Annotated in this window: 14 protein-coding genes; 9 read left to right on the top strand and 5 right to left on the bottom strand. The window is 72.2% G+C overall.

What is annotated here, in order from left to right:
• Positions 1-2: 2 nt before the first annotated feature.
• The 3 genes from HF995_RS10980 to HF995_RS10970 all read left to right on the top strand — a co-directional run bounded on the left by HF995_RS10980 (position 3) and on the right by HF995_RS10970 (position 5,927).
• Complete coding sequence (locus tag HF995_RS10980; protein WP_168447834.1) at positions 3-968, top strand: ABC transporter ATP-binding protein; 966 nt, start codon at positions 3-5, stop codon at positions 966-968.
• Complete coding sequence (locus HF995_RS10975; protein WP_168447833.1) at positions 965-1,756, top strand: ABC transporter permease; 792 nt, start codon at positions 965-967, stop codon at positions 1,754-1,756. The genes HF995_RS10980 and HF995_RS10975 overlap by 4 nt, the downstream gene beginning before the upstream one ends.
• A gap of 343 nt (positions 1,757-2,099) precedes the next feature.
• Positions 2,100-5,927, top strand: coding sequence for a multifunctional oxoglutarate decarboxylase/oxoglutarate dehydrogenase thiamine pyrophosphate-binding subunit/dihydrolipoyllysine-residue succinyltransferase subunit (locus HF995_RS10970; RefSeq protein ID WP_350308855.1), 3,828 nt, complete (start codon positions 2,100-2,102; stop codon positions 5,925-5,927).
• Between the two features lie 76 nt (positions 5,928-6,003).
• On the opposite strand, the gene HF995_RS10965 is transcribed toward HF995_RS10970, so the two are convergent.
• Entirely contained in the window at positions 6,004-6,984 is a 981-nt protein-coding gene (locus HF995_RS10965) for an aldo/keto reductase (protein ID WP_168447831.1), read from the bottom strand.
• 98 nt (positions 6,985-7,082) lie between these two features.
• Here HF995_RS10965 and HF995_RS10960 point away from each other — a divergent pair, with 98 nt between their 5' ends.
• Positions 7,083-7,688, top strand: coding sequence for a GDSL-type esterase/lipase family protein (locus HF995_RS10960; RefSeq protein WP_350308854.1), 606 nt, complete (start codon positions 7,083-7,085; stop codon positions 7,686-7,688).
• Positions 7,689-7,761: 73 nt separating this feature from the next.
• Here HF995_RS10960 and HF995_RS10955 read toward each other — a convergent pair whose 3' ends face one another.
• Complete coding sequence (locus tag HF995_RS10955) at positions 7,762-8,826, bottom strand: type IV pilus twitching motility protein PilT (RefSeq protein WP_350308853.1); 1,065 nt, start codon at positions 8,824-8,826, stop codon at positions 7,762-7,764.
• Between the two features lie 214 nt (positions 8,827-9,040).
• On the opposite strand from HF995_RS10955, the gene HF995_RS14210 reads away from it, so the two are divergent.
• Positions 9,041-9,115, top strand: a complete 75-nt coding sequence (locus tag HF995_RS14210; RefSeq protein ID WP_098459088.1) for a 50S ribosomal protein bL37 — start codon at positions 9,041-9,043, stop codon at positions 9,113-9,115.
• Positions 9,116-9,228: 113 nt separating this feature from the next.
• Here HF995_RS14210 and HF995_RS10950 read toward each other — a convergent pair whose 3' ends face one another.
• Together HF995_RS10950 and HF995_RS10945 are read right to left on the bottom strand one after the other, a co-directional pair.
• Positions 9,229-9,537: an anti-sigma factor gene (locus HF995_RS10950; protein ID WP_168447829.1), complete on the bottom strand. Its 309-nt coding sequence runs from the start codon at positions 9,535-9,537 to the stop codon at positions 9,229-9,231.
• Positions 9,534-10,220 (bottom strand): sigma-70 family RNA polymerase sigma factor, encoded by a 687-nt coding sequence (locus HF995_RS10945; RefSeq protein ID WP_434060856.1) that lies wholly within the window; start codon positions 10,218-10,220, stop codon positions 9,534-9,536. Before HF995_RS10945 ends, HF995_RS10950 begins: the two co-directional genes overlap by 4 nt.
• Before the next feature lie 107 nt (positions 10,221-10,327).
• On the opposite strand from HF995_RS10945, the gene HF995_RS10940 reads away from it, so the two are divergent.
• The 4 genes from HF995_RS10940 (at position 10,328) to HF995_RS10925 (ending at position 14,173) form a co-directional block, all read left to right on the top strand.
• Entirely contained in the window at positions 10,328-10,858 is a 531-nt protein-coding gene (locus HF995_RS10940; RefSeq protein WP_210727397.1) for a DoxX family protein, read from the top strand.
• A gap of 42 nt (positions 10,859-10,900) precedes the next feature.
• Positions 10,901-12,250 (top strand): 3-phosphoshikimate 1-carboxyvinyltransferase, encoded by a 1,350-nt coding sequence (gene aroA, locus HF995_RS10935; protein WP_168447827.1) that lies wholly within the window; start codon positions 10,901-10,903, stop codon positions 12,248-12,250.
• On the top strand, positions 12,247-13,296 hold the full coding sequence (rsgA, locus tag HF995_RS10930; protein WP_168447826.1) for a ribosome small subunit-dependent GTPase A: 1,050 nt from the start codon (positions 12,247-12,249) through the stop codon (positions 13,294-13,296). Before aroA ends, rsgA begins: the two co-directional genes overlap by 4 nt.
• Before the next feature lie 82 nt (positions 13,297-13,378).
• Entirely contained in the window at positions 13,379-14,173 is a 795-nt protein-coding gene (locus HF995_RS10925; RefSeq protein ID WP_168447825.1) for an inositol monophosphatase family protein, read from the top strand.
• Positions 14,174-14,204: 31 nt separating this feature from the next.
• On the opposite strand, the gene HF995_RS10920 is transcribed toward HF995_RS10925, so the two are convergent.
• Positions 14,205-14,696 carry a DUF6912 family protein gene (locus HF995_RS10920; protein ID WP_168447824.1) on the bottom strand — a complete coding sequence of 164 codons (492 nt, stop codon included), beginning with the start codon at positions 14,694-14,696 and terminating at the stop codon, positions 14,205-14,207.
• Positions 14,697-14,699: the final 3 nt, after the last annotated feature.

The raw sequence follows: 14,699 nt of genomic DNA, 5'->3' as shown, positions 1-14,699 counted from the left end.
ACATGACCCCAGGAACCCCCATCACCGTCCACGGCCTGACCCGCCGGTTCGGCCAGGTGCTCGCCGTCGACGACCTCAGCTTCGACGTCGCCCCCGGCCGCGTCACCGGCTTCCTCGGGCCGAACGGCGCAGGCAAGACGACGACGCTCCGGATGATCCTCGGCCTCGCCCGCCCCGACGCGGGGACCGCGACGATCGGCGGCCGCGCCTACGCGGACATCCCCCAGCCCGCCCGCGAGGTCGGCGCCGTCCTCGAGGCCTCGAGCTTCCACCCCGGACGCACCGCGATCCAGCACCTCCTCCTGTTCGCACCGGCCGCAGGCGCGTCTCGGGCGCGGTGCGACGAGCTGCTCGGCCTCGTCGGGCTGACCGAGGCCGCCGGCCGTCGCGTCGGGGGCTTCTCGCTCGGCATGCGCCAGCGCCTCGGGCTCGCGACCGCCCTGCTCGGCGACCCGCAGGTCCTCATCCTCGACGAGCCGACCAACGGCCTCGACCCCGGCGGCATCGCCTGGCTGCGGTCCTTCCTGCGCGGCTTCGCGGCCGACGGCCGCACCGTCCTCGTGTCGAGCCACGTCCTGTCCGAGGTCCAGCAGTCGGTCGACGACGTCGTCGTCATCGCGCGCGGCCGCATGGTCCACGCCTCGCCGCTCGCGGCGCTCGCCGACCTCGCGACCCCTGCCGTCCACGTGACGAGCCCCGACGCCGCGGGACTCGCCCGGCTCGTCGCCGCCCACGGCTGGCCAGCCACCCCGACCGCAACGGCCGACGAGACCCGCGCGAGCATCACGCTCGTCGGTACGACGACGAGCGCCGTCGGCGCTGCGGCCCACGCAGCACACCTCGAGCTTCACGAGCTGCGGGGCGAGTCCCCGGGTCTCGAGGACGTCTTCCTGAGCCTCGTCGGCGAGGCTCCCCCGCTCCAGCGCCACGCCGCCGCGCCGACGACCGACCAGGAGGGCCGCTCATGAGCACCGCCGTCAGCACCGAGATGCGCAAGTTCTTCTCGACCCGGCTCTGGTGGGTCCTGCTCCTCATCATGGCGGGCTACATGGCGTTCCTCGCCGCGGTCCTCGCCTTCTCGATCACGGCGACGCCGCAAGAGTTCCAGGGCGACAAGATCGACGTCGTCCGCTCGATCTACACGGTCGCGACGTCGCTCGGGTACGTCTTCCCCGCGATCGTCGGGACGCTCGCGGTGACGAGCGAGTTCCGGCACCGCACGATCGTGCCGACCCTTCTCGCAGATCCGAGCCGGACGCGCCTGCTCACGGCGAAGATGATCGCCGCCGTGCCGATCGGCCTCCTCTTCGGCATCGTCGGCACGGTCGCCTGCCTCGGCGCGGGCGCTGGCGCGTTCGCTCTCGGCGACGTCGACCCGCTGCTCGGCTCGCCCGAGGTGTGGCGGTCTGCGGCGCTGTCGGTCGCCGCGCTGACCGTGTGGTCGGTCGTCGGCGTCGGTCTCGGCGCGATGCTGCCGAACCAGGTCGCGTCGCTCGTGACGCTCCTCGCGTTCACGCAGTTCGTCGAACCGGTCGCCCGCATGGCGCTGCCGGCCGTGCTCGACGACGCCGGTTCGCGCGTCGCGTCCTTCCTCCCCGGCGCGGCCGGCGAGGCGATGACGGGTGCGAGCCTCTTCAACGCCCTGTCCATGGGCGGGATCCTCGAGTGGTGGCAGGGCGCGCTCGTCCTTGTCGGCTATGCGCTCCTGTTCGCCGTGGTCGGCCGCGTGACGACCTTCCGGCGCGACGTCGGCTGACCTGCGCGAGGACGGCGGCCCGGCGGGTGCGGGCCGCCGTCCCCCAGCGTCACGACGATGGGTGTCGAGGCACACACCACACCTGGGAGTGATGTTCGTCACAGTGACGTCCCGCCTCTACCGTTTGATGGCAGTTCGTCAGACCTCTTTGGGTGCCCGACGGCCACCTCCTTGCCCGTCGTTTGCCATCCCCGGGGCGGGGCACGACGATGCCGGGAGCACCTGGGTCCAACGGCCTGATCCGAGCCCCCAGGGAGGCTCTAGCACCGTAGGGTTGAGGTGGTCGAGGAACCCGATCACATCACCAAGATCACGAACATCGTGTGAAAGAGGCGAGCGCCGAGTGGCCCCGAACGCTGAATCAAAGCCGATCAGCCCCGCGAACGCGTCCTTCGGGGCGAACGAGTGGCTCGTCGACGAGCTCTACGAGCAGTACCTCAAGGACAAGAACTCCGTCGACGCTGCGTGGTGGGACTTCTTCGCCGACTACAAGCCGGCCGAGACCGACGACGCCACCGCGAAGCCCGCCGACGCCGCGAAGCCCGCCGACGCCGCGAGGCCTGCGGCGCAGCCCGCCGCCGCGCAGCCTGCGCCACAGGCCACGCCCGCTGCTGCCCCGGCTCCCGCACCGCGCGCAGCCGCCGCCCAGCCGACGCCGAAGGCCACGCCGCCCGTCGCTCCCGCGCCGGCAGCGCCCGGCGGCCACGGCACGCACACGCCGCCACCCGCCGTCATCGCGCAGCCACCGACCGCCGTCTACGCACAGAAGCCCGCGACCCGCACCGACGCCGCCGTCGCCGGCGGCACCGAGAACGTCGAGAAGCTCCGCGGCCCCGCCGCGCGCGTCGTCAAGAACATGGAAGCGAGCCTCGAGGTCCCCACGGCGACCTCGGTGCGTGCGGTCCCGGCCAAGCTCATGGTCGACAACCGCATCGTCATCAACAACCACCTCGCCCGCGGGCGCGGCGGCAAGATCTCCTTCACGCACATCATCGGCTTCGCGCTCGTGGAGTCCCTCGCCGAGATGCCCGCGATGAACGCCGCCTACACGCTCGTCGACGGCAAGCCGAGCGTCCACCACCCGGCGGACGTCAACCTCGGCCTCGCGATCGACCTGCCCAAGCCGGACGGTACGCGCCAGCTCCTGGTCCCGGCGATCAAGGCCGCTCAGGCGATGGACTTCGCGCAGTTCTGGGCCGCCTACGAGGACGTCGTGCGCCGTGCACGCGGCGGCAAGCTCGCCGTCGAGGACTTCGCGGGCGTCACCATCTCCCTGACCAACCCCGGCACGATCGGCACGGTGCACTCCGTGCCGCGCCTCATGCAGGGCCAGGGCGCGATCATCGGCGTCGGCGCGATGGACTACCCGGCCGAGTTCCAGGGCGCATCCCCCGAGCGACTCTCACGCATGGGCATCTCGAAGGTCCTGACGGTCACCTCGACCTACGACCACCGCATCATCCAGGGCGCGCACTCGGGCGAGTTCCTCCGGATCCTCGCCAACAAGCTCCTCGGTCTCGACGGCCTGTACGACCGCATCTTCGCGGCTCTGCGCGTCCCGTACGAGCCCGTGCGCTGGGTCCAGGACAACACGGTCGACGACGACGTCGAGGCAGCGAAGCCCGCCCGCATCGCCGAGCTGATCCACTCGTTCCGCTCGCGCGGCCACCTCATGGCTGACACCGACCCGCTCGCGTACCGCGTGCGCCGGCACCCGGACCTCGACGTCCAGACGCACGACCTCACGCTGTGGGACCTCGACCGCACCTTCCCCACGGGCGGGTTCGGTGGCAAGCCGAAGGACACGCTGCGCAACATCCTCGGCCTCCTGCGCGACTCGTACTGCCGCTCGATCGGCTCCGAGTACATGCACCTCGCCGACCGCACGCAGCGCAAGTGGCTCCAGGCGCGCCTCGAGGCCGGCTACGAGCGCACCCCGCGCGAGGAGCAGCTGCGCATCCTGCGCCGCCTCAACTCCGCCGAGGCGTTCGAGACGTTCCTGCAGACGAAGTTCGTCGGCCAGAAGCGCTTCTCGCTCGAAGGCGGCGAGTCGGTCATCGCGCTGCTCGACGCCGTCCTCAACAAGGCCGCCAAGAGCGGCCTCGACGAGGTCTGCATCGGCATGGCCCACCGCGGCCGCCTCAACGTCCTCGCGAACATCGCGGGCAAGAGCTACGCGCAGATCTTCGCCGAGTTCGAGGGCAACCTCGACCCGCGCACCGTCCAGGGCTCCGGCGACGTGAAGTACCACCTCGGCACCGAGGGCACGTTCACGTCGGAGACCGGAGAGCAGACGAGCGTCTACATCGCTGCGAACCCGTCCCACCTCGAGGCTGTCGACGGCGTCCTCGAGGGCGTCGTCCGCGCCAAGCAGGACCGCATCGACCTCGGCGGCGACGGCTTCTCCGTGCTGCCGATCCTCATCCACGGAGACGCGGCCTTCGCGGGCCAGGGAGTCGTCACCGAGACGCTCAACCTCGCAGGGCTGCGCGGGTACCGCACCGGCGGCACGATCCACGTCATCATCAACAACCAGGTCGGCTTCACGACCGGCCCGGCGTCGTCGCGCTCGACGCTCTACCCGACCGACGTCGCCAAGGGCCTCCAGGTCCCGATCTTCCACGTCAACGGCGACGACCCCGAGGCTGTCGTCCGCGTGGCCGAGCTCGCGTTCGCGTTCCGCGAGGAGTTCGACCGCGACGTCATCATCGACGTCGTCTGCTACCGCCGCCGCGGCCACAACGAGGGTGACGACCCCTCGATGACGCAGCCGCTCATGTACAACCTCATCGAGGCGAAGCGCTCCGTGCGCAAGATCTACACGGAGAACCTCGTCGCCCGCGGCGACATCACGCTCGAGGAGGCCGAGCAGGTCCTCCAGGACTTCCAGTCGCAGCTCGAGCGCGTCTTTACCGAGACCAAGGAGGGCGGCTTCATGCCGCCCACCGACACCGAGTCGGTCCGCGGCCTCGAGCGCCCCGAGTCGCAGCGCGAGGACGCCGGCACGATGGTCGGCTGGCAGACCGCGGTTCCGTCGTCGATCGTCGAGCTCATCGGCCGCTCGCACGTCAACCCGCCCGAGGGGTTCACGGTCCACCCCAAGCTCAAGCAGCTGCTCGCCAAGCGGGAGCAGATGTCCCGCGAGGGAGGCATCGACTGGGGCTTCGGCGAGCTGCTCGCGTTCGGCTCCCTCCTCGTCGAGGGCACACCGGTGCGTCTCGCCGGCCAGGACTCCCGTCGCGGCACGTTCGTGCAGCGCCACGCCGTCATGCACGACCGCGAGACGGGCGCCGAGTGGACCCCGCTGCTCTACCTCACGGGTGACCAGGCGAAGTTCTGGGTCTACGACTCCTCGCTGAGCGAATACGCGGCCCTCGCGTTCGAGTACGGCTACTCCGTCGAGCGCCCGGACGCGCTCGTGCTGTGGGAGGCGCAGTTCGGCGACTTCGTCAACGGCGCGCAGACCGTCATCGACGAGTTCATCTCCTCGTCCGAGCAGAAGTGGGGCCAGCGCTCGTCGCTCGTCATGCTGCTCCCGCACGGCTACGAGGGCCAGGGACCCGACCACTCGTCGGCCCGCATCGAGCGCTTCCTGCAGCTCGCCGCGCAGGACAACATGTTCATCGCGCAGCCATCGACGCCCTCGTCGCACTTCCACCTGCTGCGCCGCCAGGCGTACTTCCGGCCGCGCCGCCCGCTCGTGGTGTTCACGCCCAAGCAGCTGCTCCGGCTCAAGGCCGCGGCTTCGCCCGTCGAGGAGTTCACGACGGGCTCGTTCCAGCCAGTCATCGGCGACGCCGAGGCTGCCGCTCGCGGCGGCGTCGACCGCGTCATCCTCTGCTCGGGTCGCGTCTACTACGACATCCTCGCGCGCCGCACGAAGCTCGAGGACGACCGCACGGCGATCGTGCGCGTCGAGCAGCTGTTCCCGCTCGAGGGCGACGCCCTGCGTGAGGCGCTCGCGCCATTCGGGGACGCCGAGGTCGTCTGGGTCCAGGACGAGCCCGAGAACCAGGGCCCGTGGCCGTTCATGCACGTGCACGCCACCCGTGAGCTCGGCCGCGAGATCCGGGTCGTCTCCCGGCCCGCGTCCGCGTCGCCGTCGGCCGGCACGTCCAAGAAGCACCTGCGCCAGCAGGAAGAGCTGCTCACGGCAGCCTTCGCCCGCTGAGCGTCACGCACGCGCAAGACACGGAGGGCCGCCCAGATCGGGCGGCCCTCCGTGTCTTGTCAGCGCTGCGAGATGCTCACCAGCGGTCGTGCACGTCAGCCCGGATGAGCCGGTCGTAGACGTCGTGGACCGCGGCGTCGAACGACGTCGGCAGCGGTCCGAGCTCGCCCGCCGCAGCGTTCGCGCGCACCTGCTCGGGCGAACGCCCGCCCGGGATGACCGTCGTGATGCCTGCCTGCTCCGTCAGCCATGCGATCGACGCCTGCGCGAGCGTCATCCCTGCGGGCACCGCAGCCGCGAGCTCCTGCGCTGCGGCCACCCCGCGTGCGTAGTCGACGCCCGCGAACGTCTCGCCGACGTCGAACGCCTCACCGTGCCGGTTGTACGTGCGGTGGTCGTCCGCGGCGAACGTCGTGTCGAGCGTGTACCGGCCCGAGAGCAGCCCCGACGCGAGCGGGACCCGCGCGATGATCGACACGCCGCGCTCGGCTGCCGCCGGGATCACGTCGTCGAGCGGCGCGAGCCGGAACGCGTTGACGATGATCTGGATGCTCGCCAGGCCCGGGCGCTCGAGCGCGCGCAGCGCCTCGCTGCGCTTCTCGACGCTCACGCCGTACTGCTTGATGACCCCCTCCTCGACGAGGGTGTCGAGCGCGTCGAACACCTCGTCGTCCTCGAACACGGCGGACGGCGGGCAGTGCAGCTGCACGAGGTCCAGGCGCTCGACGCCGAGGTTCCGACGTGAGCGGTCCGTCCACCCACGGAACGCCTCGAGGTTGTACGCCTCGGGCACCTGGTCGACCCGGCGGCCCATCTTCGTCGCGACGAAGAGGTCCAGCCCAGGGTTCTCCTCGAGGTAGGACCCGATGATCTGCTCGGACCTCCCGTCGCCGTACACGTCCGCGGTGTCGAGGAAGGTCACGCCCGCCCCCACCGCGGCGTCGATCACCGCGTGGGCGTCAGCCTCGCTGACCTCGCCCCAGTCCGCACCCAGCTGCCACGTCCCGAGCCCGACGCACGACACCGTGCGTCCGTCGCTCCATCGCTTCATGTCCATCGCCCCAGCCTAGCCATCGAAACCCCGGCGTGTTGCCCTTCCGCGTGAGCGACGTGGCGGACAATGGGCAGGATGCACCACCAGAGGAACGAGGACACGTGAGCGGGCAGGAAGTGCGGATCTGCGTCGTCGGCGACGAGCTGGCGGCAGGCACCGGAGACCCCAAGGCCCTCGGCTGGGTCGGCCGCGTCGTCGCGCGCACGCAGGCGCCCGGGACGCTCTCGCACCACGTGCTCGCCGTGCCCGGCGAGACCACGACCGCGCTCAGCGCACGCTGGGAGGGCGAGGTCGACCGGCGGCTCGCCCACTCCCCCGACGTCGACGACCGCCTCGTCGTCGCGCTCGGACGGCACGACGTCGCAGCAGGCCTCTCCGTCGCGCGGAGCCGCCTCAACCTCGCGAACATCCTCGACGTCGCCGAGTCCCGCAACCTGCCCACCCTCGTCGTCGGGCCTCCGCCGGGCGAACGCACGGACAACGCGCGCCTCGGCGAGCTCTCCCGCGCGTTCGCCGACGTGACCCACCGCCGCCGCGTCACCTACGTCGAGACGTTCGCCCCCCTCGAGACGCACGACCAGTGGCACGCCGACCTCGCGACGCGGGGCGACGACCTGCCCGCGCAGGCCGGGTACGGCCTCATGGCGTGGCTCGTGCTGCACTCCGGCTGGCACGGCTGGCTCGGCGTCCCCGACGCCGGCGCCTGACCGTCAGAACCAGGGCCCTGCGACCCGTCCCCCGGGAGCGGGCCGCAGGGCACGGCCAGCGGCACAGTCGCCGTCAGACCTGCATGCCAGCCGCACGCAGGGCCAGGGTGAGGTCCTGAGGCTTCGACGCCGTCTGGAGCGCCTCGTCGTACGAGATGCGTCCTTCGAGGACGAGCCCGCCCAGGTGCTGGTCGAACGTCTGCATCTTGTAGTACTCGCCCTCGGCGATGAGGTCCGTGAGCGGCGGGTTGTCGAGCGGCGCCACGATCGCCTCCGCCGTGCGCCCCGTGTTCACGAGCACCTCGACCGCCGGGCAGCGGCCATCGTCGACCGTGCGGACCAAGCGCTGCGAGACGATCCCGCGCAGCGTCTGCGCCAGGGCGTTGCGCACCTGCGTCTGCTCGTGCGGCGGGAAGAAGTCCACGACACGGTTGATCGACTCCTGCGCGTCGAGCGTGTGCAGCGTCGACAGCACGAGGTGACCGGTCTCCGCGGCCTGCAGGGCCGCACGCACGGTGTCGATGTCTCGCATCTCGCCGACCAGGATCACGTCGGGGTCCTGACGCATCGCTGCGCGCAGCGCGGTCGCGAACGTCCGGGTGTCCTGGCGCACCTCACGCTGCGAGATGATCGCCTTCTTGTCCTCGTGGAGGACCTCGATCGGGTCCTCGATCGTGATGATGTTGACCTCGCGGTACGTGTTGATGAGGTCGACCATCGCCGCGAGCGACGTCGTCTTGCCCGACCCGGTCGGGCCCGTGATGAGCACGAGGCCGCGCGGCTCGAGGGCGAGGTCGCCCACGACGGGCGGCAGGCCCAGCTCGGCGATCGACGACGACACGACCGAGACCAGACGGAACACCATCGCCGTCGTGCCGCGGGCCTGGTAGGCGTTGACACGGAAGCGGCCGACGCCGGCGACCGAGTACGCGAAGTCCGCCTCGTGGGTGCGCTCGAAGTCCTCGACCAGGTCGGCCGGGAGGACCTCGTAGAGCATGTGGTCCGTGTCCACCGGCTCGAGCGTCGGGACCTGCAGACGGCGCAGACGGCCGTCGACGCGCACGCGCGGCGCCGAACCGACCTTGCAGTGCAGGTCGGACGCCCCGGCCTTGACGACGGCGTGCAGCAGGGGAATCACGGACTGAGGCGTAGCGTTCACGTCAGAGGTATCGGAACGATCCCCCGCCGACTTGACCCCGCGCCACCGACTGCAGGGTCGAAACCCCCAAGTTTCCCCGAGACGCGCAGGTGTGGGATCATGGTGGGCGCGTGAGCCGAGAGCGTGCGCGGACCTCTGGTCCGGTGGCGCCCTGTGCCACGACCCCGGACCCGCACGATCGACAGGAGTCACCATGAGCAAGCGCGGACGCAAGCGTCGCAGCCGCAAGGGCAACGCCGCCAACCACGGCCGTCGTCCCAACGCCTGAGCAGGCGCACACGACATCGCCGGTTCGTCCCGGCGCACACGAAGGGCCTCGGTGCTGTGCACCGAGGCCCTTCGTGCATGTCAGAGGCGCCCCCGAACGGGACGCACCAGGGTTCAGCCCTCCAGCCGCCAGACCGCCATCTGCGTGCGCACGCGCACGCGCAGCGCCTCCGGGGCACGCTCGCAGCACGAACGCTTCACGATCACACGGATGATCTCCTCGACCTCCAGGTCGGCGAGGCCAGGCAGCGCGCCGGCGACGTTGTGCCGCAGGTCCCGCGCGTCGTCGGGCGACATCGGAGAGCTCAGGAACTCCTCGACGTGCCCGATGACCTCCGCGCACTCGTCCTTGTCCAGCGCAGGCGCGGCCGGGACCTCGGGCTGCTCGTCCCCGGGGCTCCCGAGGAAGGGATCGGTGTTCATGACTCGTCCTTCGTCGTGCGCGCCGGGAGGAGCCCCCGGTCCGCTGCGTACTCGGCCAGGAGGTCGCGCAGCTGTGCACGGCCACGGTGCAGCCGCGACATCACGGTCCCGATCGGGGTGCCCATGATCTGCGCGATCTCCTTGTAGGGGAACCCCTCGACGTCGGCGAGGTACACCGCGATGCGGCGATCCTCCGGGAGTGCCGCGAGCGCCTCCTTGACGTCAGAGTCCGGGAGCGCGTCGAGCGCCTCGACCTCCGCGGACCGCAGCCCGGTCGACGTGTGCGACGCCGCGCGGGCGATCTGCCAGTCCTCGATCTCGTCGGTTGCGGCCTTCTGCGGCTCGCGCTGCTTCTTGCGATACCCGTTGATGAACGTGTTCGTCAGGATCCGGTAGAGCCACGCCTTGAGGTTCGTGTCCGGCCGGTACTGGTGGAACGCCGCGAACGCCTTCGTGAACGTCTCCTGGACCAGGTCCTCGGCATCCGTCGGGTTCCGCGTCATGCGCAGCGCGGCCGCGTAGAGGGGGTCGAGGAACTCGAGAGCGTCGCGCTCGAACCGCAGGCGCCTCTCGACGTCTGTCTCTGTCTGCGGCGCGCGGTCCGTGTCTTCAGTCATCACCGACGAGCCTAGCCCTGACAGGGCGGTACGGGCTCGCGGGGCGGGCGGTGCTTGGCAGGTCACAGCAGGAGGAACACGCTCCGGCGCGCGATCATTCCCGGCGCCGCGCAAGGCCGACCGACGTCCCTGGCGATACGGTGGGAGGAAAAGCCCGGTCGAAGGAGATCCCGATGCTGGTCCGCCGCGTTGCCCGTCCCCTGCTCGCGTCCTGGTACCTCGTCACGGGGGTCGACGCGGTCCGCAAGCCCGCGCCCCACGTCGACGCCGCCCGTCCCCTCGCCGACAAGGTCGCGAGCGCCGCCGGTCTGCGCCGCACGCTGACCGACCGCGAGCTGAAGATCGCGGTGCGCGTGCACGGCGTCGCGACGGCCGTCGCCGCGGCGAACCTCGCGGTCGGCCGAGCCCCACGCTCGAGCGGGCTCGCGCTCGCCGCGCTCACGGCGCCGCTCGCCTTCGTCCACCAGCCGTGGACCGGCCGCCACCTCGATCCTGAGAAGGTCACGCCCTTCGCCCAGTCGCTCGGCGCCCTCGGCGCAGCCCTCCTCGCGGGCGCCGACACCGCCGGCAGCCCGTCATTCGGTTGGCGCGTCCGCCAGGCACGCGGCAACCTGGCCGCCCAGGCGTCGGAAGCAGTCGACACCGTCGTCTCGTCCGCGAGCTCGACGGGCAAGCGCCTCGGACGCAAGGCCTCGATCGGCTGACAAGAACAGGGCAGGACGGACGCACCCCGATACCCTGGAGCCATGACGTCACCCTCGCTCGGCTCTCCCGTGCGCCCCACCCCCGGCGACACGTGGGCAGCGCCCACCGCGGTCGGGACGCTCCACGCGACCGTCGACGTCCCCGGCTCGAAGTCCCTCACGAACAGGCACCTCGTCGTCGCGGCCCTCGCCGACGGACCCTCGACGATCTCGGGGGCCCTGCGCAGCCGCGACACCGACCTCATGGCTGACGCCCTGCGCGCCCTCGGCGCTCGCATCGAGACAGACGGCGCGGCGAGCTCCCTGCGCGTGACGCCCGGCCCGATCACCGGGCCCGCGACCATCCGGTGCGGCCTCGCCGGCACCGTCATGCGCTTCCTCCCGGCAGTCGCCGCGCTCGCTGACGGCGACGTCCGGTTCGACGGCGACGAGGCCGCTCGCCTGCGGCCCATGGGGCCCGTGCTCGCGGGGCTGCGCTCGCTCGGCGTCGAGGTCACCGACGACGACGGCGGCCGCCCGAGCACCCTCCCCTTCACGGTCGCGGGGCACGGCGGCGTCGTCGGCGGAGCCGTCGACCTCGACGCGAGCGCGTCGAGCCAGTTCGTCTCCGGCCTGCTGCTCGCGGCCGCCCGGTTCGACCGCGGCCTCCAGGTGCGGCACGTCGGACCGACCCTCCCGAGCCTGCCCCACATCGAGATGACCGTCGCCGTCCTGCGCGACGCCGGGGTCAAGATCGACGACTCGCGGCCCGCCATCTGGATCGTCGAGCCCGGACCGATCGCCGCGCGCGACGTCCGCATGGAACCCGACCTGTCCAACGCCGCCGTCTTCCTCGCGTCCGCGCTCGTCGCCGGCGGCTCCGTCTCGGTCCCCGGCTGGCCCACCGAGACCACCCAGGCCGGCGCGCTGGCCCCCGAGCTGCTCGCCGCGATGGGCGGCAAGGTCCGCCAGCGCGGCGACGTCATGACGGTCACGGGCGACGGCACGATCCACGGCATCGACGTCGACCTCCATACCGCTGGCGAGCTCACGCCGACGATCGCGGCGCTCGCCGCCCTCGCCGACTCCCCCAGCCGCCTGCGGGGCATCAGCCACCTGCGAGGCCACGAGACCGACCGCCTCACCGCGCTCGCGACCGAGATCACGCGCCTCGGCGGGCGCTGCGAGCAGACGTCGGACGGAGTCGTCATCGCGCCCGCGCCGCTGCACGGCGCCGTCGTCGACACCTACCAGGACCACCGCATGGCTATGGCCGCCGCCCTCGTCGGGCTGCGCGTCCCGGGCGTCCAGGTCCGCGACGTCGGGACGACCGCCAAGACCCTCCCCGAGTTCCCGACGATGTGGGCGCGCATGATCGGCAGCGCCGGCACCCCGGGCGGGGCGACCGCGTGAGCGCCCGCTACCGCGACGAGTCCGACTTCAGGTCGCGCCCCAGCAAGCGCGGCAGCCGTCCCCGCAGCAAGCAGCGGCCCGCCCACGAGGAGGCGCAGACGGCGTTCGTCACGGGCGTCGACCGTGGCCGCTACACGCTCCTTGTCGACGAGGGCCTGCCCGACGAGCGCGTCATCATCGCGATGAAGGCACGCGAGCTCGGGCGGTCGCGCGTCGTGTGCGGCGACCGCGTGGACGTCGTCGGCGACATCTCGGGCGACGACGGCGCGCTCTGCCGCATCGTGCGCATCACCGAGCGCGCGTCGGTCCTGCGGCGCACAGCCGACGACACGGACCCGTACGAACGCATCATCGTCGCGAACGCGCACCAGCTCGTCATCGTGACCGCGCTCGCCGATCCCGAGCCGCGGCCCCGCATGATCGACCGCTGCGTCGTCGCCGCCTACGACGCGGGCATGCGTGTCCTGCTCTGCCTCACGAAGGCGGACCTCGCCGACCCCGAGCCGCTCGCCGCGCTCTACCGGCCCCTCGGGGTCGAGGTCGTCGTCTCGCGGCGCGGCGAGGACGGCGCGATGCTCGACGCCGACTCGGTCGAGCGGGTGCGCGCCGAGCTCGTGGGCCGCACGAGCGTGTTCGTCGGCCACTCCGGCGTCGGGAAGTCCACCCTGGTCAACGCCCTGGTGCCGGACGCGCACCGCGCCACCGGTCACGTCAACGCCGTCACCGGCCGCGGACGGCAGACCTCCACGTCCGCCGTGGCGCTGCGCCTGCCCGGGCAGGCTGGCTGGGTCATCGACACCCCGGGCGTGCGTTCGTTCGGCCTCGCCCATGTCGAGCCGAGCACGATCCTCGCCGCGTTCGAGGATCTCGCCGAGGTGGCCGAGCAGTGCCCGCGCGGCTGCACGCACCTCGACGGCGCACCCGACTGCGAGCTCGACGCGTGGGCCGCCGAGGACCGGGAGACCGCCCCGGCGCGCGCCGCGCGCCTCGAGTCGTTCCGCCGCGTCATGAGCGCACGCACCGAGCCTGCGGGACGCGGCGACTGACACCGACCGGGGCGAGCCCCGGTGCGCGCCGCGCCGCGGACGTGGGACCTGCACGGACGGCGCGGACGCTAGCGTGGAGGCCATGACCCTCCAGGAGTCCTACGACGACGACCTCCGCCTCGCGCACGTCATGGCCGACCAGGTCGACTCGCTGACGATGTCGCGCTTCAAGGCGCTCGACCTGCACGTCGAGACGAAGCCGGACCACACTCCCGTCTCCGACGCGGACCGCGCCGCGGAGGAGCAGATCCGGGGACAGCTCGCCCGCGCGCGCGGCCGCGACGCGTTCCTCGGCGAGGAGTCCGGGGCGACGGGCCACGGGGCCCGGCAGTGGGTCGTCGACCCGATCGACGGGACGAAGAACTTCGTGCGCGGCGTCCCCGTCTGGGCGACGCTCATCGCGCTCCTGCACGACGGCGTCCCGGTCGTCGGGCTCGTGAGTGCCCCGGCGCTCGGGCGCCGCTGGTGGGCGGCGCGCGGGACGGGCGCGTGGACCGGCCGGAGCCTGAGTAGCGCGACGCGGATCCGCGTGTCCGGAGTCCGCGACCTCGCGGACGCGTCGTTCTCGTACTCGAGCCTGACAGGCTGGGACGAGCGCGGTGCGCTCCCCGGCCTGCTGGAGCTGTCCGACACGGTCTGGCGCACGCGCGCCTACGGCGACTTCTGGTCGTACATGCTCGTCGCCGAGGGTGCGGTCGACGCGGCCGCCGAGCCGGAGCTCGCGCTGCACGACATGGCGGCGCTCGTCCCGATCGTGACGGAGGCCGGTGGGCGGTTCACGTCGCTCGCGGGTGAGGACGGGCCGTTCGGGGGCGATGCGATCGCGTCGAACGGTCTGCTGCACGACGAGGTCCGCAGCTACCTCCACCGGCCGTGAGCCGGCGCAGCTGACCGAGGGTCTCGGCGCGTCAGCCGCGCGCGACGAGGCCCGGCAGCTCGCTCGCGTCGTACCAGAGCAGGTCGCGCTCGACGAGCCGCTCGACGGCGGCGTCGTCGCCTGCGAGGGTCGCCTCGACGTCAGCCACGGCGTCGGTCTCGTCGATGTGACCGCACACGACGACCGCGCCCGGGACGGGCACCACGATGTCGACGGCCGAGGGCGAGATGACGGTCGCGTCCCCTGCCGCGGCCACGACCGCGTCGTCGGGGACCTCGACCGTCAGCACGAGCCGACGGCGGTCGGCGGTCGGCGAGGCCGCGATGAGCGCGAGCGTGTCGTCGGCAGCAGCGAGGTGCGCCGAGTACTCGAGCCCTTCCTCGTCCTCGTCGGGAAGGGCGGCCGCGAGCGCGGCCGTCACGGCGTGCGCGCCGCGCGGCTCAAGATCGAGCGAGGCGGGGCGCCTGGTCGACTCGGCGAGGGCGGTGAGCTCGTCGAGCGTCGCCGGGAGGTAGATCCGCATGGG

Origin of the sequence: Sanguibacter hominis ATCC BAA-789 (genome assembly GCF_012396185.1) — a bacterium.
Classification (GTDB): domain Bacteria; phylum Actinomycetota; class Actinomycetes; order Actinomycetales; family Cellulomonadaceae; genus Flavimobilis; species Flavimobilis hominis.
The sequence above is the reverse complement of the archived record's forward strand: the minus strand, read 5'-3'. Positions and strand labels throughout refer to the sequence as shown.

What these genes read in the sequence shown, in the direction of transcription:
- HF995_RS10980 (WP_168447834.1), top strand. Translation starts at nt 3, where the DNA reads ATGACCCCAGGAACCCCCATCACCGTCCACGGCCTGACCCGCCGGTTC.
- HF995_RS10975 (WP_168447833.1), top strand. Translation starts at nt 965, where the DNA reads ATGAGCACCGCCGTCAGCACCGAGATGCGCAAGTTCTTCTCGACCCGG.
- HF995_RS10965 (WP_168447831.1), bottom strand. Translation starts at nt 6,984, where the DNA reads ATGGACATGAAGCGATGGAGCGACGGACGCACGGTGTCGTGCGTCGGG.
- HF995_RS10950 (WP_168447829.1), bottom strand. Translation starts at nt 9,537, where the DNA reads ATGAACACCGATCCCTTCCTCGGGAGCCCCGGGGACGAGCAGCCCGAG.
- HF995_RS10940 (WP_210727397.1), top strand. Translation starts at nt 10,328, where the DNA reads ATGCTGGTCCGCCGCGTTGCCCGTCCCCTGCTCGCGTCCTGGTACCTC.
- aroA (WP_168447827.1), top strand. Translation starts at nt 10,901, where the DNA reads ATGACGTCACCCTCGCTCGGCTCTCCCGTGCGCCCCACCCCCGGCGAC.
- HF995_RS10925 (WP_168447825.1), top strand. Translation starts at nt 13,379, where the DNA reads ATGACCCTCCAGGAGTCCTACGACGACGACCTCCGCCTCGCGCACGTC.
- HF995_RS10920 (WP_168447824.1), bottom strand. Translation starts at nt 14,696, where the DNA reads ATGCGGATCTACCTCCCGGCGACGCTCGACGAGCTCACCGCCCTCGCC.